Genomic DNA, 21,102 nt, shown 5'->3' on the forward strand with positions numbered 1-21,102 from the left:
TGAAATCGTTCTCACAGCGTCAATGGTAGTCATTGCAGGCCGTTGCAAATGTGGAATACGAGAATAACGGTGAGTGGTCGAGATGCGGCCGCGAGCGGCAAAGCGCCCAAGCGCCAGCCCCGGCGCTCGCACTAGCGCGAGCTCGTGCGAGCGTATATCTCGTAGCCCATGCGCAGCTCGCGGGGAACGCCGTCGTCGTCGGTCATGGCCTCGACGAGCATCTTCGCTGCCTCGACGCCGCTGGTGAGGTAGTAGAAGTGGACGGTAGTGAGACTGGGGGTCATGATCTTGGAGAGCTTGGAATCCCCCACGCCTGTCACCTGGACGTCTTCGGGGATGCGCTTTCCGTATTCGCGCAGGCAGGTCATGGCGCCAAAGGCAATGTCATCGGTGGCGCAGACAATCGCGTCGACATCTGGAACGGCGTCGAGGATCTTCTCGGCGCAGAGGTACCCGGAGTCCACGGAGAAGGTGGCGCTTTGCTGCGCCTGGGGGCTCACGGCAACGTTCATGCTAGCGCAGGCATCAAGGAAGGCACGATGGCGCTCCTGCCCAGCTGCCACGTCCTTCTCGTAGACGCCAATGTAGCCGGGGGTGTGAGAGGTCTTGAGGATTGACCGCGTGAGGTCGTAGACCGCGTGGTAGTCGTCCTGGTAGACGCAGGAGTGGCCATCTAGTCGCTGGCCCAGTATGACCACGGGGATGTTGAGCGAGTCCAGTGCCTTGTGGTGAGCAGCCGTAAATACTGTGGCTATGAGGATGATACCGTCGACCTTGTTGCGCTCGGCAAAGAGGTTGAGGTAGTCGACCTCCACCTTCTCGTCGTTGTCAGTGTTGGCGAGAAGTACCTGGTAGCCGTTCTGGCCCAGTACCTTGGTGATGCCGGCGACCATGCGGCTTACGGAATGGGAGTTAATCTTGGGGATGATGACGCCCACGAGCTTTGTCTTGCCCGTGCGCAGCGTGCGCGCCTGCTGAGAGGGGATGTAGCCGGTCTCGTTAATGACGCGCGAGATGAGCTCGCGCTTCTCCTTTGAGACATAGCCGTCGTTGAGGTAGCGCGAGACGGTTGCCCGCGAGACTCCCGCGAGCTTTGCTATCTCATTGATGTCCATGTTTTCCGCCCCCTCGCTCGCACGCGTTCCCCGTACGCAATATGAGAACGATACCAGAAGGCGATGGACATGACCGGACGAATGCGGCGAGGGGCATGGGGTAAGCTCTTGGACGGAGTGTAGCGACACGTGATCGGCAGGAAGGGAGCACGCCATGCTGATGGAGGACGCGCGCGAGCGCATTGTTGCCTATGGGAAGCGGATTGCCACGGAGGGACTTGCCGTGGGGACGAGCGGTAACCTCTCGGAGTACGACCCTGCCACAGGCCTCATGGCCATTAGCCCCTCAGGGCTGGGGTACTTCGAGACCACGCCCAAGGACGTGGTGGTGCTCCGCCTGGACGGCAGCGTGGTGGAGGGGAGTCGCCGCCCGTCCTCAGAGGCGCCGCTTCATGCCGAGGTCTACCGTCGTCGCCCGGCTGCCCGCGCCGTGGTGCACACGCACTCGCCGTATGCGACCACGCTTGCGGCGCTTGGCGAGCCCGTCCGCGCGGTGCACTTTACGATTGCGGACTCGGGTGCGGAGGAGGTGCCCCTCTCGCCCTATGTCACGTTTGGCACGCCCGAGCTGGCTGCTTCGGTGGGAGAGACCTTTGGCGAGCACCCCGAGACAAACGCGGTGCTCATGGAGAATCACGGTCTTGTTGCGTGTGGCCCAAGCATGAGCGCCGCCTTTGGGCTTGCTGTTAACCTTGAGTTCGTCTCCCGAATCCAGTGGCAGGCAGAGTGTGTGGGCACGCCGCGCGTGCTCTCGGGCGAGGAGGTCATGGGCGTCTCCCGGCGCTTTGAGACGTACGGGCAGCCTGCTGCAGTCAAGGCATAAGAGCTGCCATGGTGGGATTTTTCTCCCCGGGAGTTTAATCCCGCGCCAAAGGAGGAACGTGTGATTGACGAGACGAACAAGAACACGTGGCCGTTGCGATTTGACTCTGAGGGACGTTTCCGCGTGCTGCAGCTCTCTGACATCCAAGAGACCTCGCGCGTGCGAGACGACACGACGGCACTTCTCCGTGCGGCGCTCGACGAGGCGAAGCCAGACCTCGTGGTGCTTACTGGCGACCAGATAAAGGGCTACGCAATCGAGTTCGCGCTGGGCGAGAGCGCAGAGCGCGCCCGCACGGTGGTGCGGAAGATTTGCTCGCCCATGGTCGAGCGAAACATTCCCTTTGTGGTCACCTATGGCAATCACGACCGCCAGTGCGGCGTTGACAACGAGGAGCAGGAGAGCTGGTACAAGGCAATCCCCGGATGCGTGAACGGCATGGTTGCCGCCCGTGAGCCCCGTCTCTACCTTGGTGCCGGTACGCTTGCCGTGCCCGTGCTCTCGCATGATGGCGAAGACATCCGCCTGGCGGTGATTGTGGCGGACTCTGGCGCGGGCTCGGGAAGCGACGGCTACGATCCCTTCGATCCAGAGAAAACCGCTTGGGTAACCAGCTGTGCGCAGGATCTTGCGAGGCGCGCCGGACATCGTGTCCCCTGCATTCTCTATCAGCACATTCCGCCCATTCAGGTTTACGACTGCCTTCGTGACGCCTGCGAGGGCGAGCATGGCGTCCTTGGGTTCCGCACGCACTATCATCCCGGTCGCATCCTTGTTCCCGTCGATGACCTGCGTGTCTCCGGGGGACTTCGGGAACCCGTGTGCAGCCCCGACATCGATACCGGCGAGGTGGCAGCCCTTACGCGCGAGGGGAGCACCTTCGCCATCTACTTTGGCCACGATCACAAGAACACATTGGTCTCGCACTACGGCAGCATTGACCTTGGGTATGCACCGTCTGTTGGCTTTGGCTCCTACGGACCGGGCACGTCTCGTGCGGCGCGGCTTTTCTCCTTTGGCGAGAAGAACGCGGCGCTCTACACAACGCGCCTGCTCACGTACGCGGAGCTCATTGGTTCTCGCACCGAGCGTCCGCTTACCGACTGGGCCTCCGAGCGTGTGCCCGTCTCGACGGAGGAGGCTCGCGAGATGGTGCGGCCTGCGCTTCCGGTGCTTGGCGCGGCAGCTATTGCGGCGTTTGCCCTCGGTGTGGCAAAACGACAGAAAAGGGGCAGGTAGATGGCAGAGAAGCCAGTGGAAGAGGACGGCGAGAAGCCCGGTGGGAGCAAACCCGCCGGTCGAAGTCTCACCAAGCTCAACATGCGCCGGACCATTCTGGTGACGCTGCCCTTCATGGGGGCGCTCACGTTCTGGCAGGCCTACGATGGGCTGGTGCCGCTCATGTTCAAGAACACGTTTGGCATGGGAGACACGCTCACCGGCGTCTTCATGTCGCTTGACAACGTGCTTGCGCTCTTCATGCTCCCGCTCATGGGCGCGCTGTCCGACCGCATGACCACCCGCTGGGGTAGGCGCACGCCGTTCATCGTGGTGGGGGCACTTCTCGCCGCAGCGCTCACCCCGCTCATTGCCGTGGCAAACGCGATGCGCAACCTGCCGCTCTTTGTGACGGTGCTTGTTGCGACGCTGGTGGTTCTCTCGATTTACCGCTCGCCGTCCGTGGCGCTCATGCCCGACGTCACTCCGCGTCCGGTGCGCAGCAAGGCCGATGCCTTCAACTCGCTCATGGCCGCGGTGGGTGGCGTCATTGTACTTGTCGCCATTGCGCTTCTCGTCCCCGCCGTGGAGAACCCGGACTACATACCCGTCTACCTTGTCATCTCCTTCATGCTTCTGGTGACGACCATCATCTTCATGGTGTTCTTTCGAGAGCCCAAAGAAGTCGCGGCGATGCACCGCGAGAGCGCTGAGCTGGGCATTCCCGAGGACGAGGTCGATGCTTCGGACGAGGGAGGCAAGGAGCGCGAGGCGGATCCCATCAAGCGCCGCTCCCTTGTCTGCGTGCTTGTCTGCGTCTTCTTCTACTTCATGTCGAACAATGCCGTGACCAGCGGCATCTCGCGCTACGCTGACGTGGTGTGGGGGATGGCCGGAGGCTCGTACGCGCAGGTGCAGACTGTGGCAACGCTTGCGGCCATCGTTGCCTACATGCCCATGGCCGAGCTCTCCTGCAAGATTGGGCGAAAGGTCACGACCTACATTGGCATTGCGCTTATGGTGGTGGCCCCGCTGCTCATCTCGGGCACCACGGATTTCTCGGCGATTATCTACGTGTGGGTTGCCCTCTTTGGCATTGGCATGGCAACGGTCTCGCTCACCGTGTACCCCATGATCATGGAGCTGGCGAGCGCCAACTCGACGGGGCGCTACACCGGGTTCTACTACACGGCGAGCATGTCCGCGCAGGTGGTGACCCCTATCCTCTCCGGTGCCGTCATGCAGTTTGTGGGCTACCAGTACCTCTACATCTACGTGGCCATCTGCGCGGCAATATCTGCCGTGCCGCTGCTGTTCGTGAAGAATGCGGACTCGCTTACGATGGACGAGGTGCGTGAGCGTCAGGCTGCGGCGGAGGAGAAGCGCTAGGCGAGTTTCCGCAAGCGCCTTGCGTAGGCGCGCATCGCAAAAAGAAGGGCCGCCGGCATCCAAAAAGACGCCGACGGCCCGTTGCCTTCCTATTGGCGCGCCGAGAAGCAACCGAGAAGCTACAGTGCGCAGGACCAGCGGATGTTCTCGTCGTCCAGCTTGCTGGGATCGAAGTCGTCCTCCACGAGGCGGGGCCCCTTGAAGCGACGGTCACGCACGACCTTTGCCGGAACGCCTGCAACCGTGACGTCATGCGGGACATCATGGACCACGACCGAACCAGCGGCGACCTTTGCGTTATCGCCCACGGTAATATCGCCCAAAATGATGGCGCCGGCACCCACCATGACGTTGTTGCCAAGCGTGGGGTGACGCTTGCCGCCGTGCTTGCCCGTCATGCCAAGGGTTACCCCCTGGTAGAGGAGGCAGTCGTCGCCGATGATTGACGTGGCGCCAATGACCACGCCAATGCCGTGGTCAATGGAGAAGCGTCGGCCAATCTGCGCGGAGGGGAAGATGTCCGCCCCCAGCTTGCGGCGCGTGCGCTTGGCGAGAAGGAGCGCGAGGCTCCTCATGCCGTGGGTGTAGAGCCAGTGGTGGCGCCTATAGGCCCAGACGATATGGGTGCCCGTCGAGTAGAACACGATGTCCCAGATCGAGTTGGCCGCCGGGTCGCGCTCGAGCGCCGCATGGGCGTCCTCGCGCATGACCTCGAAGAGCGACATCTCGTCAACGGTACGCGTGTCCTCGGCAGAACCCGCTGCGGTGGCGACGCTTGTCGTTGCCGTGACCATTAGAGGTCCATTGAGAGGTAGCGCTCGCCGGTGTCGGGAAGGATGGCGACGATGACCTTGCCCGCGTTCTCGGGACGCTTGGCAAGCTCGACCGCCGCGGCGACGGCGGCACCCGAGGAGATGCCAACGAGCAAGCCGTAGTCGGCCGCAAGGCGCTTCTTGGTATCGATGGCGGTTGCGGAGGCAACGGGGACTACCTCGTCGACAACGGAGGCGTCATACGTCTTGGGGACAAAGCCAGCGCCAATGCCCTGAATCTTGTGGGAGCCGGCAGGCTTGCCCTCGAGGACAGCGGACTCTGCGGGCTCGACGGCGATACCCTTAACGGAAGGCTTCTTCTCCTTGAGGAAGCGGGCGGTGCCGGAGATGGTGCCACCAGTGCCAACGCCAGCCACGATGAAATCGACCGTGCCCTCTGTGTCTGCCCAGACCTCGGGACCGGTGGTCTCGTAGTGGGCCTGCGGGTTTGCGGGGTTCACAAACTGGCCGGCAACAATGGCGCCCGGGGTCTCTTGGCGGAGCTCCTCCGCCTTGGCGACGGCGCCCTTCATGCCGTCCTTGCCCGGCGTAAGGACAATCTGCGCGCCATAGGATGCGGCAAGCTTGCGGCGCTCGATGGACATGGTCTCGGGCATGACGAGAATCATCTTGTAGCCGCGCGCGGCCGCAAGCATGGCAAGGCCAACGCCGGTGTTGCCGGACGTGGGCTCGATCACGGTTCCGCCGGGCTTCAGAGTGCCGTCCTTCTCGGCGGCATCGAGCATTGCGCGGGCGATGCGGTCCTTGACAGATCCGCCGGGGTTGGTGGCCTCGTACTTGCCGTAGATGGTTGCTGCGCCATCAACGAGCCCCGAAAGGTCTACCAGGGGGGTTGAGCCGATAAGGGCCTCGATCTTCCTTGCTGCCTTCATCTTTCTACTCCTTGTGCGTCTGGTGACGAGGCAAGTCGGCTGCCCCCAGTGGGGCTCCTCCGCCGGACAACTCGTCAAGACAAGAGTGGCACTTATAAACCCACTCCACAAGTAGGAATTAATGAATGGAAATAATTCCCATTCAAGCGGTGGGAAATGAGACAAAGGGACTGTCCCTTTGTCTCATGGCAGCGGAGGTGCTAGTAGAGCGGCAGGTCTCCGGTGATGGGATCGATCTTCTCGGCAGGGAGGGGCTCGAAGGCCAGGCACGTGAGCGTCGCCTCGCCGTGGAACTCGGTGAGACCGGCGTCGCGCACGAGCGCTACGGCAAAGCCCTGCTCGCGGCCCTTCTCGGCGATGTTGAGCAGTTCTTCCTCGGAATCCACGTACACGCAGACCTTGGCAACGCCGGAGTCGAACCAATCCGAGAGCGCGGTGGAGTCTGCCTCGGGGTGGTCGAGGTAGACCCACGTGGGCGTGCCATCGGGGGCCGTGCGAACGCGCACCTGGTCCAGGCGCCCCTCACGGGCGAGCGCCATGAGCGTTGCCTCCACGCAGGCGTGTCCCGACTGGGCCGCGATCTTACCCTTGCGCATCTTGAGGTCGCGCCTCATGACGATCATCTGCTTGGACTTGTAGCCTGCCATGCCGTTCCTTACTGTCGTGACGATACGTAGCTGTTGTCGATGGTGATCTTACAGATGGCGTGCGGATACTTGGACGTGACAATCTTCGCTATCGCCGCGCGGAGCTCGTCGTTGGTCATTTCCAGGTCGTGCGGGCGAACGCAGTCAAAGATCACGTTGGTGTGGGTGGGTCCCGGCACGGTTCGCAGGTCGTGAATCGTGAGGCGCGGATCGATCTCCTTGATGTGAATCGAGATCCAGTGTCGCATGTCGGTTACGCGCGGGTCATCTGTCACGATGGGGTCGTAGTGGAGCGTCATGACCAGGCCCTCCTTGAGGAAGTCCTGCTCGATGTTGTCAAGGAGGTCGTGGGAGGCAAAGACGTCGCCCTCGCCCGCCATCTCGACGTGGGCGCTTGCAAACTGGCGGCCGGGGCCGTAGTCATGCACCATGAGGTCATGGGTTCCCAACACGCCGGGGTAGCTCATGATCTTGTCATGGATGTGCTGGATGAGCGCGGGGTCTGGCGTGCGGCCAAGAAGCGGATCGATGGCGTCTCGCACAAGGGAGAAGCCGCTCCAGCAGATGAACGCCCCCACAACGGTACCTGCAATGCCATCGAGGTCAAAGCCCGTGAAGTAGGAGACGATGGCTGCCGCAAGGACTGCGCCAGAGGTGATGACGTCGTTTCTCGAGTCGATGGCCGTGGCCTCCAGCGTCTCGGATGAGATGCGCTTGCCCATCGAGGTGTTGAAGAGCGCCATCCATGACTTGACGGCCATCGAGAGTGCGAGCACCGCAATGACCGCGGGGCCAAAATCCGTTTGCTCGGGAGAGACGATCTTCTGGATCGACGTCATGACCAGGTTGATGCCAACGGCAAGTACCAGCGCGGCGACGGTGAGCGAGGCCAGGTACTCAAAGCGCCCGTGCCCATAGGGGTGCTCGTCGTCGGCGGGCTTGCTTGCAAGCTTGAAGCCGAGAAGCGCGACTATGTTGCTCGATGCGTCGGACAGGTTGTTCACGGCGTCTGCGACAATCGACACCGAGCCTGCGGCAAAGCCCACGGCCCCCTTCGCGACGCAGAGAACCACGTTGCATACGATGCTGACGATGCCTGCGAACTGCCCATAGCGCGTCCTACCTGCAGGATCGGTAGTGCTAACCCCTGAAAGGAACTTCTGCACAAGCCACTCTGTCATCGTCGCCATCTCCTCCCATAGTGCGAAACCCAAGCTCAGCAGCCTGTCGCTGTGATTTGAGCAATTGGGCATGAGTCTAGCCCTTTTCAGGAAGTGGAATGGGGTGTCTCCCAAGCGTCACGATTCTGCCGTATGCGAATCTGTCACGTTTCTGACACTCGATGTCACGCTCTGTCATTCGCACAGGTCAGATTAGGTGTATGCCCCATTGCGTCTGGTGTTGCGGCGGCGCATGGGCTCACTTGAGTCCAATTTGCGTACGTGTGTTCGTATACCATCTCACCAGGGTGTGGTGCGTTGGCGGGAGTTGTCATGGACGCTGTTCTCAAGGTGGTCTTGCGGCTAGTGGTGGCGTCGACGTTGGGGGCCTGTGCTGTGGGCGCTGCGGGTTGGGCCGTAGCCAGGAGAGAGCTTGCAGGGTGGCCCGTCTGGTCTCGGAGAGTAGTGATTGCGTGCGGGGTGCTTGCGGGGGCTTGCGCGGGCGCCCTCGCGGCAAGCTGGCTAGAGACGGTAGAGCTTCTTGTGATTCTCTTTGCGCTGCTTGCCTGCAGCGTGGCCGATCTGGGGAGGCGTATCATACCCAACCGCGCGGTTGCCGTTGTCCTTGGCGCCAGGGCAGCGTATCTCGCCCTGGGGCCTTTGGTCTCGTGCGCCAGTGGAGTGGCGTGCAGCTGGGCTTTCGAGGGAATGTGCGCGTCGCTTGCCGGGGGCTTGACGGTGCTTCTCGTCTTGGCGGCTGTGCGACTCTTCCTGATGTGCGCAAGAGGCTGCCCCAGAGGGGACCTTGGAGGCGGGGACGTCAAGCTCCTTGTGGCCTGCGGTGTTTGTTTGGGGCCAGTGGGCGGTGCGGCGTGCGTTGTGCTCTCATGCGTGCTGTCGTTGGCGTTCTGCATGGGAGCCTGGGGCTTTGAACGAGTACGAGGCGTGGCTAGGGCATTCCCAAGCTCGTTTCCACTTGCCCCGGAGGTCCTTGCATCAGTGGTCATTTTGACCGCCTACCGAGCTATTTGACCGTTCACACCTTGTGTTCCTTCCAATTTGTTTCATAAAAAGTTTTTTAGTGTTGGGAGGGCGGCGGTAGTCGTACGATAGGTGGGCCACTGGCGGTCCCCCAACACCCGCCAGCGGTTCGGCTGGGTCATGCGGCCCCGTGTCGCGCCCTGTCGAATGGTCTTGCCCTTCGAGTGCGCGGCCTCGCGCCCCGGTCGTCTCCCCCTACGTCGGGGTGCTTGACGGCCGCAACGACGGTGCGTTTGCATCGCGTTACACTCGTGGGGCAAGGCCTGTATGCGCCTCGGCCACGGCCGTTTGGGGGGAAGCATGATAAAGCTCATCCTTTCAGATTTGGATAACACGCTGGCATGGGCCGGCGAGCACATCGTCACGCCGCACGCCCGTGCGGCCATCCACGCGGCCCAGGCCGCTGGTGTGCACTTTGCTCCCGCTACGGGGAGGGCTCCATCGGCGCTTCCTTGGATGTTCGATAACGACGAGGCCTGCCTCGCAACGGTGCTGGCAGACAATGGGCAGCTCATCTACGTGGACGGCAAGCTCGTCCATGAGGTTCCTCTCGACCTAGGGGCGCTTCGCCGTTGCGCGGATCTTCTCGACAGCATGGACGATGCGTGGCTCGTTGTTGACTACGTGGACACAGGCGAGCAGTACGCGGTGAGAGCCCCCTCCGACTACCTCGAGAAGTACCGAGTTCCGTACTTCTTTGCCGTGACGGGCAGCGTCGACGAGGTGCCCGACCGTCCCGTGGTGAAGGCGAACGTGCGTGTGGTGGGAGACTTCGTGCGTGGCCGAGAAGTGCGCACTGCCCTCAAGAACGACTGTCCCGAGTTCGACTTTGTCTTCCCCATGCAGGAACGTCCGCACATCGATATCCTGCCTGCGGGCTGGGACAAGGGCGTGGCAGGAGAGTGGCTCGCGCGTAATCTTGGCCTCACGAACGACGAGGTCTGCTGCTTTGGCGATGCCGAGAACGACCTCCCCCTCCTTATGCGCTTCTCGAACTCCGTTGCGGTTGCCAACGCCACGCCGGTTGCCTTTGGCGCTGCGCGTTGGCACATAGGCCGGGCGGACGAGGACGCGGTGGCAGATGCCATCTTTGACATTGCCCGCTCCACCGCGGCGGGCAAGATGCCCTCGTTCATGCGCGATTAGGGACGGCGCGCGTCCGTTCTAAGCGGTTCTTCTCGTAGCCATCTCGTAAACCGGCAGCAGCTCAGGGCAAGCCGGGGCTACCATGTGTTGTTACAAGCTCGGGGTCATTTCTGTGCGATTGGGGAGCCATGAGAATTACCGACAAGCTCGCGGCGGGGCAGACGCTCTCGTTCGAGATCTTCCCGCCCAAGGGGGAGATGCCGCTCGAGGAGGCATACCGCGTTGCCTCCCAGATCGCGGAGAACAAGCCGGATTGGATTTCGGTGACGTACTCTGCGGGCGGCTCGGGCAACTCGGCGAACACGGTGCCCATCGCTGCCAGGATCGAGGGCGAGCTTGGGGTTACCGCGCTGGCACACCTCACCTGCATGGGGGCGACGTGCGCCGACGTTGACGCCTACGTGGACAGCCTGGGCGCCGCGGGCATCCAGAACGTGCTTGCGCTTCGTGGCGATCACAGGCCTGGCGTGGGCGTGGTCGACTTTGCTCACGCCTCCGACCTCATCGCGCACCTTCGCAAGACGGCTCCGTCGCTGTGCATTGGCGCCGCGTGCTACCCCGAGGGTCACGTGGAGTCCGCATCGCTCGACGAGTCCATGCGTGCGTTGTGCATCAAGCAGGAGGCGGGGGCAGACTTCCTGGTGTCGCAGCTCTTCTTCGACAACGATGACTTCTACCGCTTCCGTGAGCAGTGCCTCCGCTATCGCATCAAGCTTCCCGTCGTCGCGGGCATCATGCCCTTCACGAGCGTCAAGCAGATTCAGCGCATGGCGTTCAACTGCGGCGCATCCATCCCCGCCAAGGTCGTGAAGCGCCTCGTGCGTGCGGGAGACGATCCCAAGGACCAGGCTCGCGCGGGCATCGAGTATGCGTGCGAGCAGATCTGCGACCTTGCCAAGAACGGCGTCGACGGCATCCACATCTACAGCATGAACCACCCGGAGATTGCCCGCGCCACCCACGACGCCCTTGCCAACATGGGATACCTGGGGTAGCTCGATGGTTGAGTCGTATGCCATAGACTCCATCGACCGCTCCGAGGTCCTGCGCTACATGGGCTATGCCGGCCAGAGCATGACGCCCGAGCTCGAGGGGCGCATCGACGACGGTATGGCGCGCTGCCTCTCCATTGGCGCACCCCGAGGCGTCTGGCGCGTCTTTGAGGTGGGGGGCCGCGGTGCCAAGGATGACGGCACGCCCTTCGTGCGTCTTTCTGGCACGTCGCTGGAGCTTCTCGGCACCTCCATGCAGAAGCACATGGACGGGGCCGTTGCGGTTGGCGTCATGGCGGTGACCGTGGGCATGGGGGTCGAGCGCGAGCTGCGGCGCCTCTCGCTCACCGACCGCGTGGGGCAGGTTGTCTTTGACGCTGCCGCCACAACGCTGGTCGAGCGCGCGGCAGACGCCTGCGAGGCGTCCATCGTCGCCGCAGGACACGAACGCGGGCTCTTTGCCAACTTCCGGTTTAGCCCCGGCTATGGCGATATGCCCATGACTACGCAACCTGTGCTCCTGCAGGCTCTCGACGCCCAGCGCCAACTGGGCATCACTCTTACAAACACCCTGCTCATGGTGCCCACCAAGAGCGTGACCGCCGTGGTGGGGCTCTTCGAGACCATCCAGTCATCCACGCATGCAAGCTGCGCGGGATGTCCCTGCTTCGACTTCTGCACCATTCGGCCAACAGGCCATACCTGCCGCGGCTAGCGGCGAGAGGAGCTGCCCATGAGCGCCAAAGGACCCCATGCGGGAGATGCGCGCTGGCCCAAGGACCGACTTGTTCCCCGCTCGCGCCGCGTGCGAGACGAGCACCTCGCTGCCGTTCTGCGTGGCGAGGAGTTCCTGCTCTTTGACGGTGCCATGGGCACGCAGCTGCAGGCTCGTGGGCTTGCGGCCGGAGAGCTGCCAGAGCTGCTCTGCATTACCAACCCCGACGAGATCCGCGAGGTGCACGCTGCCTATGTCGCCGCCGGTGCCGAGGTCGTGACCACCAACACCTTTGGTGCCAACGCGGCCAAGCTGGGAGACGCCGCAAGCGTGGGCGAGGTCTTCACGGCGGCGGTGTCTTGTGCGCGCAATGCCGGCGCCCGCTACGTGGCGGCGGACCTTGGTCCCACGGGCCAGCTTCTCGAGCCCATGGGTCCGCTTCCCTTCGACGACGCATACGACCTCTTTGCCGAGCAGGTGCGCGCCGCCGATGCAGCCGGAGCGGACCTCTTTGTGATCGAAACCATGGCCGACCTTGCCGAGGCCAAGGCGGCGCTGCTCGCCGTGCGCGAGAACTCCGACCTGCCTGCGTTTGTGACCATGACCTTTGGTGAGGACGGGCGCACGTTCCTGGGCACCATGCCCGAGGCCGCTGCGGTCACGCTTTCCTCTCTGGGAGCGGATGTCGTGGGCATCAACTGCGGCCTTGGCCCTGCAACCGTGGCGCCGCTTGTCGAGCGGATGCTTCCGTGGGCATCCTGTCCCGTGATGGCGCAGGCCAACGCCGGCCTGCCGCACGTGGTGGATGGCGCGACCACCTACGACGTGGGGCCGGAGGAGTACGCAGAGGCGGTGGCGGGCATGCTCGATGCGGGCGTCACCGTGATTGGCGGCTGCTGCGGAACCACTCCCGAGCACATAGCCCGCGAGCACGAGCTTCTCGCCGGACGCGTCCCCGCGGAGCGCCGCGTGCGCGACAGCTTTGCCGTGTCGAGCGCACAGGAGATCTGCTCGCTTGATTACGGCCAGGTGGGCGTCATTGGTGAACGCATCAACCCCACAGGCAAGCGCCTGATGAAGGAGGCGCTGCGCTCGGGCGATCACGACTACGTAATGAACATGGCCATCGAGCAGGGCCGTGCGGGGGCGCAGATCCTCGACGTGAACGCTGGGCTTCCCGAGATAGACGAGCGAGCCGTGATGTGCCAGCTCGTCTCGGAGCTCCAGGGCGTGAGCACGCTGCCCCTGCAGATTGACGCGGCTGACCCAACCGTGATCGAGGCCGCCGTTCGTAGCTACCCTGGCAAGGCGCTCATCAACTCCACCAACGGCAAGGCCCAGACGATGGCGGACGTGCTGCCCATCGTGAAGCACTATGGCTGTGCGGTGGTGGGGCTCACGCTTGACGAGGATGGCATTCCCGCCACGGCAGAGGGCCGCCTGGCCATCGCCAGGAAGATTGTGCGAGAGTGCGAGCGACTGGGCATCCCGCGCCACGACGTGGTCATAGACTGCCTCACCATGGCAGCCTCGACCGACCAGACCCAGCCCCGGGCCATTCTCGACGCCATTCGTCTGGTCAAGCAGGAGCTGCCTGGCGTGCGCACCGTGCTGGGCGTGAGCAACATCAGCTTTGGCCTGCCCTTCAGGCCCCTTGTGAACGGAACGTTCCTTGCCGCGGCCTTCTCGGCTGGTCTTGACCTTGCCATCATCAACCCCTGCCTTACCCGCATGATGGACGTGGTCGACTCCTGGCGCGTGCTCTCGGGCGAGGACGAGAGCGCCCAGTACTTTGTGGCCAACTACGCCGAGAGGAGCGACCGCACTCCCGCGTCGGCGGAGAAGGCCGTTGCGTCTCCGGCCAATGCCTCTGCCGTCCCTGCCGCAACGCCCGCCGAACCCACGGATCCCGCTGCCCGCGCCCGAGAACTGGTGCTCGCCGGCCGCAAGGGCCCCATGCCCGAAGTTGTCGCCCAGGTCATCGCCGAGCACGACCCCATGTACGCCATCAACGAGGTGCTCATCCCCGCACTTGACGTGGTGGGCGAGCGCTTCGAGAAGGGCGTCTTCTTCCTGCCGCAGCTCATGGCTTCGGCGGAGGCGGCCAAGGCCGGATTCGAGACCATCAAGAAGGCCGTGGATGCCAGCGGTCAGGGCGCGAACGTGCCCGAGAAGGGCTCCATCGTGGTCTGCACCGTTCACGGCGACATTCACGACATTGGCAAGAACATCGTGCGCATGCTGCTCGAGAACTACGGATACAACGTGATTGACCTGGGCAGGGACGTGCCGCCCCAGGCGGTGGCAGACGCTGTGGTCAAAGACCACGTGCTGCTCTGCGGGCTCTCTGCCCTCATGACCGCGACGGTTCCCGCCATGGCCGAGACCATCGAGCTCCTCCGCAAGGAGGCGCCCTGGTGCAAGGTGGTGGTTGGTGGCGCCGTGCTCAACCCCGAGTACGCGAAGATGGTTGGCGCCGACTTCTACGCGAAGGACGCCACCGAGACTGCCCGCATTGCGGCGGAGGTTTTGGGGTAGGGCTCTTGCCGCGTCGCGTGCCAGCCGACGTGCGACGCGGCAACGCCCCTACATCACGCGGTGCACGGCGTCGTGCCAGCCGGCCACGAGCTTCTCGACGCGCGCGGGGTCCATCTGGCGATGGAACACGTCGTCCGTCTCGTGCAGTGCCTTGAGCTCGTCGGTGCCGCTCCAGTAGCCGGTTGCAAGCCCAGCGAGGAACGCCGCGCCGAGCGAGGTGGTCTCGGTGTTCTCCGGCCTTCTCAGCTCGCATCCCAGGATGTCTGCCTGGAACTGCATGAGGAAGCTGTTCGCGCTGGCGCCGCCATCGACGTTGAGCACGCCCAGCGGGTGTCCGGCGTCCTTGGCCATGGCATCGGCGAGGTCATAGATCTGGTACGCAAGCGCCTCGAGCGCCGCGCGAGCTATGTGGTTGCGCGTGGTTCCACGTGTGATGCCGAGAATTGCCCCGCGTGCGTCCGGGTTCCACCAGGGAGCCCCAAGGCCCGTGAACGCCGGGACGATGTAGACGCCGCCCGTGTCCTCCACGCTCTTCGCCATCCACTCGGTGTCGGCGGCGTTCTGGACAATGCCCAGCTGGTCGCGAAGCCACTGGATGAGTGCGCCCGCCACAAAGACGGAGCCCTCGAGCGCGTACTCGGTACCCTCCACGTTGGGTGCCGAGGCGACGATGGTCGTGACCAGGTTGCTCTTGCTCGCCCGTGCCTCATGGCCGGTGTGCATGAGCATGAAGCAGCCGGTGCCGTATGTGTTCTTGGCCTGACCGGCCTCGAAGCAGCACTGGCCAAAGAGGGCTGCCTGCTGGTCGCCCGCCACGCCGGTGATGGGGATGCCTGCGGGCACGCCGGGATAGCTTGTCTCGCCAAACGAGCCGCTCGAGCGCCGAACCTCGGGCATCATGGAGAGCGGAATCCCAAAGAGGTTGAGCAGCTCCTTGTCCCAGCAGTTATCGTGGATGTTGTAGAGCATCGTGCGGCTGGCGTTGGTAACGTCCGTCGCGTGCACCAGGCCACCGGTGAGCACCCACACGAGCCAGGTGTCAACGGTGCCAAAGAACAGCTCGCCCGCCTCGGCGCGCTCACGGGCGCTGGGAACGTTGTCGAGGATCCAGCGGATCTTGCTGGCCGAGAAGTACGCGTCGGGGAGAAGCCCCGTCTTCTCCTGGATCATCTGGCGCGCCTCAGGTGTGCCGCAGAGTTGCTCCACGAGGTCTGCCGTGCGCCGGCACTGCCAGACGATGGCGTTGTAGACGGGTTGCCCGGTTGTGGGGTCCCACACGATGGTGGTCTCGCGCTGGTTGTCGATGCCTATGGAATCGATGTCCTCGGCCGTGAGGCCGCGCTTGGCGAGAAGCTCTGTGAGCGAGCCGAGCTGCGAGTACAGGATGTCCTGCGGATTGTGCTCAACCCAGCCGGGACGCGGGAAGATTTGCTGGAAGGGGCGCTGCACGCAGTCGACCATGCGCCCTGCGCGGTTGATGAGAACGGCGCGGCTTGAGGTGGTGCCCTGGTCAAGTGCGATGACGTACTTCTCGGTCGCCATGGCTAGGCCTCCTCGGCGGAGGTGGCCTGCGGCGTGGAGGCCGGTGCCACGCGCTTCTCGACCCACGCCAGCACGTCGGCAAAGACCTGCTCGTGACCAGTCTCGTTGAGGATCTCGTGACGCATGCGCGGATAGATCTTCACCTCGACGTCCGTAGAGCCGGCACCGCGGGCAAGGGCCGCGGCCTTCTCGACGCCCTCGCCGTTATCGCCAACCGGGTCCTCGGCACCGGCAATGAAGAGCAACGGCAGGCCGTGCGGGACGCTTGCGGCGCAGGTGGGGGAGTTGACCTCGGAGGTGAGAACGGCGACCTCGTGGTAGGCCCCCACCGAGAACATGAAGCCGCAGGAGGGGTCTGCGATGTAGTCGTCGACGTTCTTGCGGTTGCGGGAGAGCCAGTCGAGGTTGGTCCGGGCATTGGGGATGGCCTTGCCGTAGCCGCCCGCCCCCATGGAGTCGACAAAGGAGGAGCGATGATCGGCGCCCCTGAGGAACGACTCGAGCCATGTGATCTTGAGGGCCGCACCCGATGCAGCGGCAGGGAGAAAGCCGGTGCCGCAGATGATGGCGCCCGCAAGCCCCTCGCCGTGGTGCGCGATATAGGAGCGCACCTCAAAGCTGCCCATGCTGTGGCCAAAGACAATGTAGGGGGTTCCCGGAGCCACGCGCTCCTGCGTCATGTGGCGAAGGACGTCTATGTCCTCCACGAGTGCCCTGGCCCCGCGTCCAACGGGCAGCTCGCCCCAGTGCTCGGGCGAGCAGGAGCGGCCGTGGCCAATCTGGTCATGCCCCACGACGAGAAGCCCGTGGGAAGCGAGGAAGCGGGCAAAGGCGTCGTAGCGGTCGATGTGCTCGGCCATGCCATGGACGAGCTGCACGACCCCGCGGGGTGATGGCGTTCCCTCTGCCTCATCCGGCCCCATTCCCACTGGCCACCACGCACATGCGCTGATGGTCGATGCACCGTCTGTCGAGGGGAACGTGAAGCGCTCTCGGGTGACCTCTGTGGACATGCTGCCCCTTCCTCCGTCGTGGCTGAGCAAACATTATTGTTTGCCGCCGTGGGAGGGGCGGGCAGATGTCCGTGGCCGCGCAGAACGGGGCTGCGTGTGGGCCAGCGTTGCCGGCGAGTGGTTGCGGGCATGCGGCAGCGAGGAGACCCGAAGGACGTCCCGCTAGCCTTGGAGCTTATCCGTTGCGAGGTCGTGCGCCTCGAGTTCCTCGGCCTTTCGGATTGCCAGGCGAGTCGCAAAGAAGACCGCGCAGATACCGCCCGCAAGCTTGCCCAGGAGCACGGGCACGATGAGCGTGGGCTGGAAGTTGGCGGTGAAGGAGAGGTGGTCGCCAAACAGGAAGGCGCAGCACACGCTGAAGGAGATCACGATGACCTTGTCGCGCGCCTTGAGGTCCTTGACCATGGCAAGGGCAGCCAGCACGTTGGCAGAGGCGGCGAGAAGCCCGGCGGTGGCATCGGAGCTCAGGCCCACCGCGTGGCCAATCTTCGAGAGGGGCTTGGCGAGGTAGGTCTTGATGAGCCATACCATGGGGAAGGCGCCGCAGAGCATCATGCCAATGGCTCCGGAGACTTCCAGCGCACGGAACTGGTCCTGCTCGTCCGCAATGATGGGGTCAAAGCCAAAGGCCCCAAAGATGGTAGAGAAGAGCCCGGTGAAGTACTCGATGACAACCACGACAAAGACCACCTTGAGCAAGCTGTCGAGCACGCGCCCAAAGACGATGAAGCCGCGGATCATGGCGTCGGGTTTAGTGGCGAGACCAACGGCCAGCGCCACGCAGATGATGATGAGCGGTACCAGGTTGTGGGCAATCTGGGACCACGTGAGAGCCAGCTGATAGGTGGCTGCGGCGTTGGTCGAGACCGTCTCGCGAATAACAGGGTTAGCGATCGCGATGACGGCGCTCGCCACAAATACGCCAATGGGGATGGCGAGAAGACCGCTCATGACGCCGAGAGCGAGATACTTGCGGTCCTTTACCTCGAGCATCTTGAGCGCTACGGGCACGGTGAAGACTATGGTCGCACCTGCCATGTAGCCGGTCATCATGGCCATGATCCAGCTCTCCCTCGTCTGCGCGAGGGCGTCTGCCAGCTGATAGCCACCCATGTCCACGGCAATGAAGGTCGTGGCTGCCATGGCGGGGTCGGCACCGAGGGCGCCGAAGAGGGGCCCAAAGACCGTCGAGACGAACGCGGTGAGGTAGGGGGCGGACGCCATGATGCCCGCGACCGGCAAGAAGATGGGGCCAATGGAGTCTATGCCCGCGACGAACTCCTTGCCCAGCTCGCTCTCGGGACGCACAATCGAGGCAATGCACCCCGCCGCCGCGCAACCCATGATGATGAAGACTACGACCCTGCCAAAGACTTCCATGCTGCTCCCAACGGTTCAAAGGCACGCGAAGGCTTGGCTCGCATGAACGGTGCCAGCCTGGCGCGCCTGTTGCTTCTCTCGCGTTTCTAGATCTTTGATCCCAGCTGTTCCGCGCGCCTGCCGTATTCGGACGCGTAGCGATGCCAGAGGTCCTGCCAGTCTCCCACCGGGTCACCGCACTGGTCCTTGTAGAGTGCCCATACGAACCAATACCAGGCGGCAAATGCCACATACGAGATGCAGTGGAAGAGCTCGGCTGCGCTTGGCTCGCGCTGGAAGTACTCGCGGAGCACGTCACGCGCCTCGTCGTAGCTGTAGTCGCTGCAACAGATGAAGGTCCCGAGGTCACTCGCGTAGTCGGACATGCCGGAATACTCCCAGTCGATGAGCGAGATCTCCTCGCCCCTCACCAGGAAGTTGGGATTGTAGAAATCGTTGTGGCAGAGGACCGGCGCTCCCGAGGTTGCGCGGACGCGTTTTTCGAGGCCGTCGATGAGGGCTCGAATCTGATTGAAGTCCTTGTAGCGACCCTTCTCCTCCTCGCTCAGAAGATCGAGGATGCCACAGGTGTTCTCGAAGACGTCGAAGCTCCACTTGGACGCGACGCCACAGGAGTGGAGCTGCCTTGCCATCTCCATGGCGCGCCCCACGTGCTCTGTGTTGTGGTAGTCGAAGGGAACGCAGCCATCGATGTAGTGAGAGATCTTCCAGCCACGCCTGGGGTCCTCGTAGATGAAGGTGCGGTCGAGTCCAAGCTTGGCGGCGACGCCCTGGGCGAAGGCTTCTCCCTCGCGGCTGATGATCTTCTCGGTTCCGGCGCCTGGTTTGCGGTAGACATAGGCCTTCCCCTTGGCGACAAAGCGAAAGGAGTCATTGGTGAGTCCCTCCTGGATGGGGGAGAACTCCGTGACATCGTCTGGTGCGCAACCGAGGGTCGCACAGATGTTGCCGAGCGTCTCGATGTCCGTGAGCCCAGTCGTGGGCGTTGTGTCTGACATGGCTCTCTCCTTGGTCGCCACGCATTGGCGAATGTATGGGTATTGTTCATTGTTTATAAAGATAACGTAAGTCCTGAACATTTCCAAGAGAGAGCGACTTGCCACGGCATCGACAGACAATTACGAAAGGCCTAGCGCCTCTTTCCAAACAAGACCGAGAGGAACTTCTCGCTGATGGATGCACGTGGGGTTGCCCCGGTTCTGATGCCTGCCGCCGGACCTGCGTGGCACCAGAGCGCAACGGCCACGAGGACTGCCCCGGCAACCGCGTGTGCCGTGTTTCCGCACGCGAGCTCGATGGCGAGCCACGCCGCGGGGATGACAAGCGCGCCCAGGCAGAGGTAGCCGCCAAAGAGCACGACGAGAAGGCCTGCCACGGCGGCGATTCCTCCCGCCACCGGCGTGACGAGGATGATTCCCGCGCAGGTCGTAGCCACGCCCTTCCCGCCGCGGAAGCGATGCCAGGCGGGAAACACGTGCCCGAGCGTGGCCCCCGTGGCTGCGGCCGTGCCCGCGACGTCTGCCGTGTTGGGAAAGAGGGCGCGGGCCAACGCAAACGCAAGGATGGTCTTGGCAATGTCGCCGGCCAGCGTGACCGCTGCCCAGCGAGTTCCGTAGGTTGCCCCCATATTGGCCATGCCGGGGTTGCCCTGTCCCACGTCAAAGGCGCTCTTGCCGCTTACGCGCTTGCTAACCAGCTCTGCCGTGAGAAAAGACCCGCATACGTAGCCCATCGCAAGCGAGCCGGCCACTTCCGTTATCACCCCTGGCATCACAGTCAGCCTCCCTTGAACAAGATTAGGTATCGATGAAGTGAAGGGGCTTTTGAGACTTTCCAGTTAGGGTACCCTTCAACCTTGGGTGTGCCTGGGAAAACGATAGAAGGGATGCACCACATGTTCGACGGAGTCATTTTCGACATGGACGGCTTGATGGTCGATACCGAGCCTGTATGGATGGAGTGCTGGGAGCCGGCCCTTGCCCACTTTGGCTATCCCGTTCCCCCAGGCATCGCCGACGCGGTGCGAGGTTCGGCTGGCGACACGGCCACCCGCATCCTTCGCGAGATGGTAAGCCCTCAGCTCGACACCAAGGCGTTTTGGGCGTACTTCTCGTCCCTTGCCGAGAAGATCTTCTCCCAGGGGGTTGAGAAGAAGCCTGGTCTCGACGAGCTTCTCGCCTACCTAGGGGAGAGAAACGTGCCCTGCGCCGTCGCCTCGTCGTCCTCGAAGGAGGGCATCGATCGCAACCTGCGCTTCATTGGTGCCACCAACAGCTTCCAGGTCATCGTTCCAACGAGCGACGTCTCCCATGCGAAGCCTGCGCCCGACATCTTTCTCGAGGCGGCGCGACGTCTGGGGACCGCGCCGTCGCGCACGATGGTGCTCGAGGACTCATTCAACGGGGTGCGTGCCGGAGCTGCAGGAGGTTTTTTCACCGTGATGGTCCCCGACCTCGCCCAGCCCGACGACGAGATTAGGTCTATTGCCTCTCGTGTGTGCACGAGCCTGCTCGAGGTGCGCGACCTTCTCGCCTGTGGCGAAATAGGCTAATCAGCGGGCGAGTGGGCAGAGCCCCAGGCGTTCGTGCTTCTTCTGTCTTGTATTGGGGAGGGTCCCATGGGTGGTTTTCATTGCTCCGAGTGCATCTATTGCTCGTTTGCCATAAACAAGGAGACCG

Annotated in this window: 19 protein-coding genes; 9 read left to right on the plus strand and 10 right to left on the minus strand. The window is 63.4% G+C overall.

Features of this window, described 5'->3' with window-relative positions:
• Positions 1-131: 131 nt before the first annotated feature.
• Entirely contained in the window at positions 132-1,115 is a 984-nt protein-coding gene (locus BMX94_RS03560) for a LacI family DNA-binding transcriptional regulator (RefSeq protein WP_091003648.1), read from the minus strand.
• Positions 1,116-1,269: 154 nt separating this feature from the next.
• Between BMX94_RS03560 and BMX94_RS03565 the strand changes: the two genes are divergently transcribed.
• From BMX94_RS03565 to BMX94_RS03575, 3 genes are read left to right on the plus strand one after another with little or no spacing between them, the layout of a single operon-like run.
• Complete coding sequence (locus tag BMX94_RS03565) at positions 1,270-1,938, plus strand: class II aldolase/adducin family protein (RefSeq protein ID WP_091003652.1); 669 nt, start codon at positions 1,270-1,272, stop codon at positions 1,936-1,938.
• Positions 1,939-1,998: 60 nt separating this feature from the next.
• The gene (locus BMX94_RS03570) at positions 1,999-3,177 is read left to right on the plus strand and encodes a metallophosphoesterase family protein (RefSeq protein ID WP_177171314.1); all 1,179 of its coding nucleotides are present in this window, start codon (positions 1,999-2,001) and stop codon (positions 3,175-3,177) included.
• Positions 3,178-4,545, plus strand: coding sequence for an MFS transporter (locus BMX94_RS03575; RefSeq protein WP_091003658.1), 1,368 nt, complete (start codon positions 3,178-3,180; stop codon positions 4,543-4,545).
• A gap of 119 nt (positions 4,546-4,664) precedes the next feature.
• Here the strand turns inward: BMX94_RS03575 and epsC are convergent, their stop codons facing one another.
• The 4 genes from epsC to BMX94_RS03595 form a co-directional block, all read right to left on the minus strand.
• Positions 4,665-5,339: a serine O-acetyltransferase EpsC gene (gene epsC / locus BMX94_RS03580; protein WP_286160005.1), complete on the minus strand. Its 675-nt coding sequence runs from the start codon at positions 5,337-5,339 to the stop codon at positions 4,665-4,667.
• On the minus strand, positions 5,339-6,250 hold the full coding sequence (cysK, locus tag BMX94_RS03585; RefSeq protein WP_091003661.1) for a cysteine synthase A: 912 nt from the start codon (positions 6,248-6,250) through the stop codon (positions 5,339-5,341). The genes epsC and cysK overlap by 1 nt, the downstream gene beginning before the upstream one ends.
• Before the next feature lie 200 nt (positions 6,251-6,450).
• A complete protein-coding gene (gene pth2 / locus BMX94_RS03590; protein ID WP_091003664.1) occupies positions 6,451-6,897 on the minus strand; it encodes an aminoacyl-tRNA hydrolase in 447 nt (148 codons plus the stop codon).
• A gap of 8 nt (positions 6,898-6,905) precedes the next feature.
• Complete coding sequence (locus BMX94_RS03595; protein WP_091003667.1) at positions 6,906-8,078, minus strand: cation diffusion facilitator family transporter; 1,173 nt, start codon at positions 8,076-8,078, stop codon at positions 6,906-6,908.
• 312 nt (positions 8,079-8,390) lie between these two features.
• Between BMX94_RS03595 and BMX94_RS10850 the strand changes: the two genes are divergently transcribed.
• From BMX94_RS10850 to BMX94_RS03620, 5 genes are all read left to right on the plus strand, one after another.
• Positions 8,391-9,089 (plus strand): prepilin peptidase, encoded by a 699-nt coding sequence (locus BMX94_RS10850; protein ID WP_091003670.1) that lies wholly within the window; start codon positions 8,391-8,393, stop codon positions 9,087-9,089.
• Positions 9,090-9,398: 309 nt separating this feature from the next.
• Positions 9,399-10,244 (plus strand): HAD family hydrolase, encoded by an 846-nt coding sequence (locus BMX94_RS03605; protein ID WP_177171315.1) that lies wholly within the window; start codon positions 9,399-9,401, stop codon positions 10,242-10,244.
• Between the two features lie 128 nt (positions 10,245-10,372).
• Positions 10,373-11,239 carry a methylenetetrahydrofolate reductase gene (locus BMX94_RS03610; RefSeq protein WP_091003676.1) on the plus strand — a complete coding sequence of 289 codons (867 nt, stop codon included), beginning with the start codon at positions 10,373-10,375 and terminating at the stop codon, positions 11,237-11,239.
• Between the two features lie 4 nt (positions 11,240-11,243).
• Positions 11,244-11,951, plus strand: a complete 708-nt coding sequence (locus BMX94_RS03615; protein ID WP_091003679.1) for a vitamin B12 dependent-methionine synthase activation domain-containing protein — start codon at positions 11,244-11,246, stop codon at positions 11,949-11,951.
• Positions 11,952-11,969: 18 nt separating this feature from the next.
• Positions 11,970-14,489 carry a homocysteine S-methyltransferase family protein gene (locus BMX94_RS03620; RefSeq protein WP_091003682.1) on the plus strand — a complete coding sequence of 840 codons (2,520 nt, stop codon included), beginning with the start codon at positions 11,970-11,972 and terminating at the stop codon, positions 14,487-14,489.
• 48 nt (positions 14,490-14,537) lie between these two features.
• On the opposite strand, the gene glpK is transcribed toward BMX94_RS03620, so the two are convergent.
• From glpK to BMX94_RS03645, 5 genes are all read right to left on the minus strand, one after another.
• Positions 14,538-16,031: a glycerol kinase GlpK gene (glpK, locus tag BMX94_RS03625; protein WP_091003685.1), complete on the minus strand. Its 1,494-nt coding sequence runs from the start codon at positions 16,029-16,031 to the stop codon at positions 14,538-14,540.
• A 2-nt stretch (positions 16,032-16,033) separates the two neighbouring features.
• Positions 16,034-17,044: an alpha/beta fold hydrolase gene (locus BMX94_RS03630; protein WP_091003687.1), complete on the minus strand. Its 1,011-nt coding sequence runs from the start codon at positions 17,042-17,044 to the stop codon at positions 16,034-16,036.
• A gap of 162 nt (positions 17,045-17,206) precedes the next feature.
• The gene (eutH, locus tag BMX94_RS03635; protein ID WP_091003689.1) at positions 17,207-18,424 is read right to left on the minus strand and encodes an ethanolamine utilization protein EutH; all 1,218 of its coding nucleotides are present in this window, start codon (positions 18,422-18,424) and stop codon (positions 17,207-17,209) included.
• 86 nt (positions 18,425-18,510) lie between these two features.
• The gene (locus BMX94_RS03640) at positions 18,511-19,422 is read right to left on the minus strand and encodes a choline kinase family protein (protein WP_177171316.1); all 912 of its coding nucleotides are present in this window, start codon (positions 19,420-19,422) and stop codon (positions 18,511-18,513) included.
• A 131-nt stretch (positions 19,423-19,553) separates the two neighbouring features.
• Positions 19,554-20,195 (minus strand): glycerol-3-phosphate acyltransferase, encoded by a 642-nt coding sequence (locus tag BMX94_RS03645; RefSeq protein ID WP_091003693.1) that lies wholly within the window; start codon positions 20,193-20,195, stop codon positions 19,554-19,556.
• Positions 20,196-20,318: 123 nt separating this feature from the next.
• Here BMX94_RS03645 and BMX94_RS03650 point away from each other — a divergent pair, with 123 nt between their 5' ends.
• On the plus strand, positions 20,319-20,975 hold the full coding sequence (locus tag BMX94_RS03650; protein WP_091003696.1) for an HAD family hydrolase: 657 nt from the start codon (positions 20,319-20,321) through the stop codon (positions 20,973-20,975).
• Positions 20,976-21,102: the final 127 nt, after the last annotated feature.

The sequence above is a fragment of the Olsenella sp. KH3B4 genome (genome assembly GCA_900111695.1).
Lineage (GTDB): Bacteria > Actinomycetota > Coriobacteriia > Coriobacteriales > Atopobiaceae > Tractidigestivibacter.

What these genes read in the sequence shown, in the direction of transcription:
- BMX94_RS10850 (WP_091003670.1), top strand. Translation starts at nt 8,391, where the DNA reads ATGGACGCTGTTCTCAAGGTGGTCTTGCGGCTAGTGGTGGCGTCGACG.
- pth2 (WP_091003664.1), bottom strand. Translation starts at nt 6,897, where the DNA reads ATGGCAGGCTACAAGTCCAAGCAGATGATCGTCATGAGGCGCGACCTC.
- BMX94_RS03575 (WP_091003658.1), top strand. Translation starts at nt 3,178, where the DNA reads ATGGCAGAGAAGCCAGTGGAAGAGGACGGCGAGAAGCCCGGTGGGAGC.
- BMX94_RS03560 (WP_091003648.1), bottom strand. Translation starts at nt 1,115, where the DNA reads ATGGACATCAATGAGATAGCAAAGCTCGCGGGAGTCTCGCGGGCAACC.
- BMX94_RS03645 (WP_091003693.1), bottom strand. Translation starts at nt 20,195, where the DNA reads ATGCCAGGGGTGATAACGGAAGTGGCCGGCTCGCTTGCGATGGGCTAC.
- BMX94_RS03615 (WP_091003679.1), top strand. Translation starts at nt 11,244, where the DNA reads ATGGTTGAGTCGTATGCCATAGACTCCATCGACCGCTCCGAGGTCCTG.
- glpK (WP_091003685.1), bottom strand. Translation starts at nt 16,031, where the DNA reads ATGGCGACCGAGAAGTACGTCATCGCACTTGACCAGGGCACCACCTCA.
- BMX94_RS03565 (WP_091003652.1), top strand. Translation starts at nt 1,270, where the DNA reads ATGCTGATGGAGGACGCGCGCGAGCGCATTGTTGCCTATGGGAAGCGG.
- BMX94_RS03640 (WP_177171316.1), bottom strand. Translation starts at nt 19,422, where the DNA reads ATGTCAGACACAACGCCCACGACTGGGCTCACGGACATCGAGACGCTC.
- eutH (WP_091003689.1), bottom strand. Translation starts at nt 18,424, where the DNA reads ATGGAAGTCTTTGGCAGGGTCGTAGTCTTCATCATCATGGGTTGCGCG.
- BMX94_RS03650 (WP_091003696.1), top strand. Translation starts at nt 20,319, where the DNA reads ATGTTCGACGGAGTCATTTTCGACATGGACGGCTTGATGGTCGATACC.
- epsC (WP_286160005.1), bottom strand. Translation starts at nt 5,339, where the DNA reads ATGGTCACGGCAACGACAAGCGTCGCCACCGCAGCGGGTTCTGCCGAG.
- BMX94_RS03610 (WP_091003676.1), top strand. Translation starts at nt 10,373, where the DNA reads ATGAGAATTACCGACAAGCTCGCGGCGGGGCAGACGCTCTCGTTCGAG.
- BMX94_RS03620 (WP_091003682.1), top strand. Translation starts at nt 11,970, where the DNA reads ATGAGCGCCAAAGGACCCCATGCGGGAGATGCGCGCTGGCCCAAGGAC.
- BMX94_RS03605 (WP_177171315.1), top strand. Translation starts at nt 9,399, where the DNA reads ATGATAAAGCTCATCCTTTCAGATTTGGATAACACGCTGGCATGGGCC.
- BMX94_RS03595 (WP_091003667.1), bottom strand. Translation starts at nt 8,078, where the DNA reads ATGACAGAGTGGCTTGTGCAGAAGTTCCTTTCAGGGGTTAGCACTACC.
- BMX94_RS03630 (WP_091003687.1), bottom strand. Translation starts at nt 17,044, where the DNA reads ATGTCCACAGAGGTCACCCGAGAGCGCTTCACGTTCCCCTCGACAGAC.
- cysK (WP_091003661.1), bottom strand. Translation starts at nt 6,250, where the DNA reads ATGAAGGCAGCAAGGAAGATCGAGGCCCTTATCGGCTCAACCCCCCTG.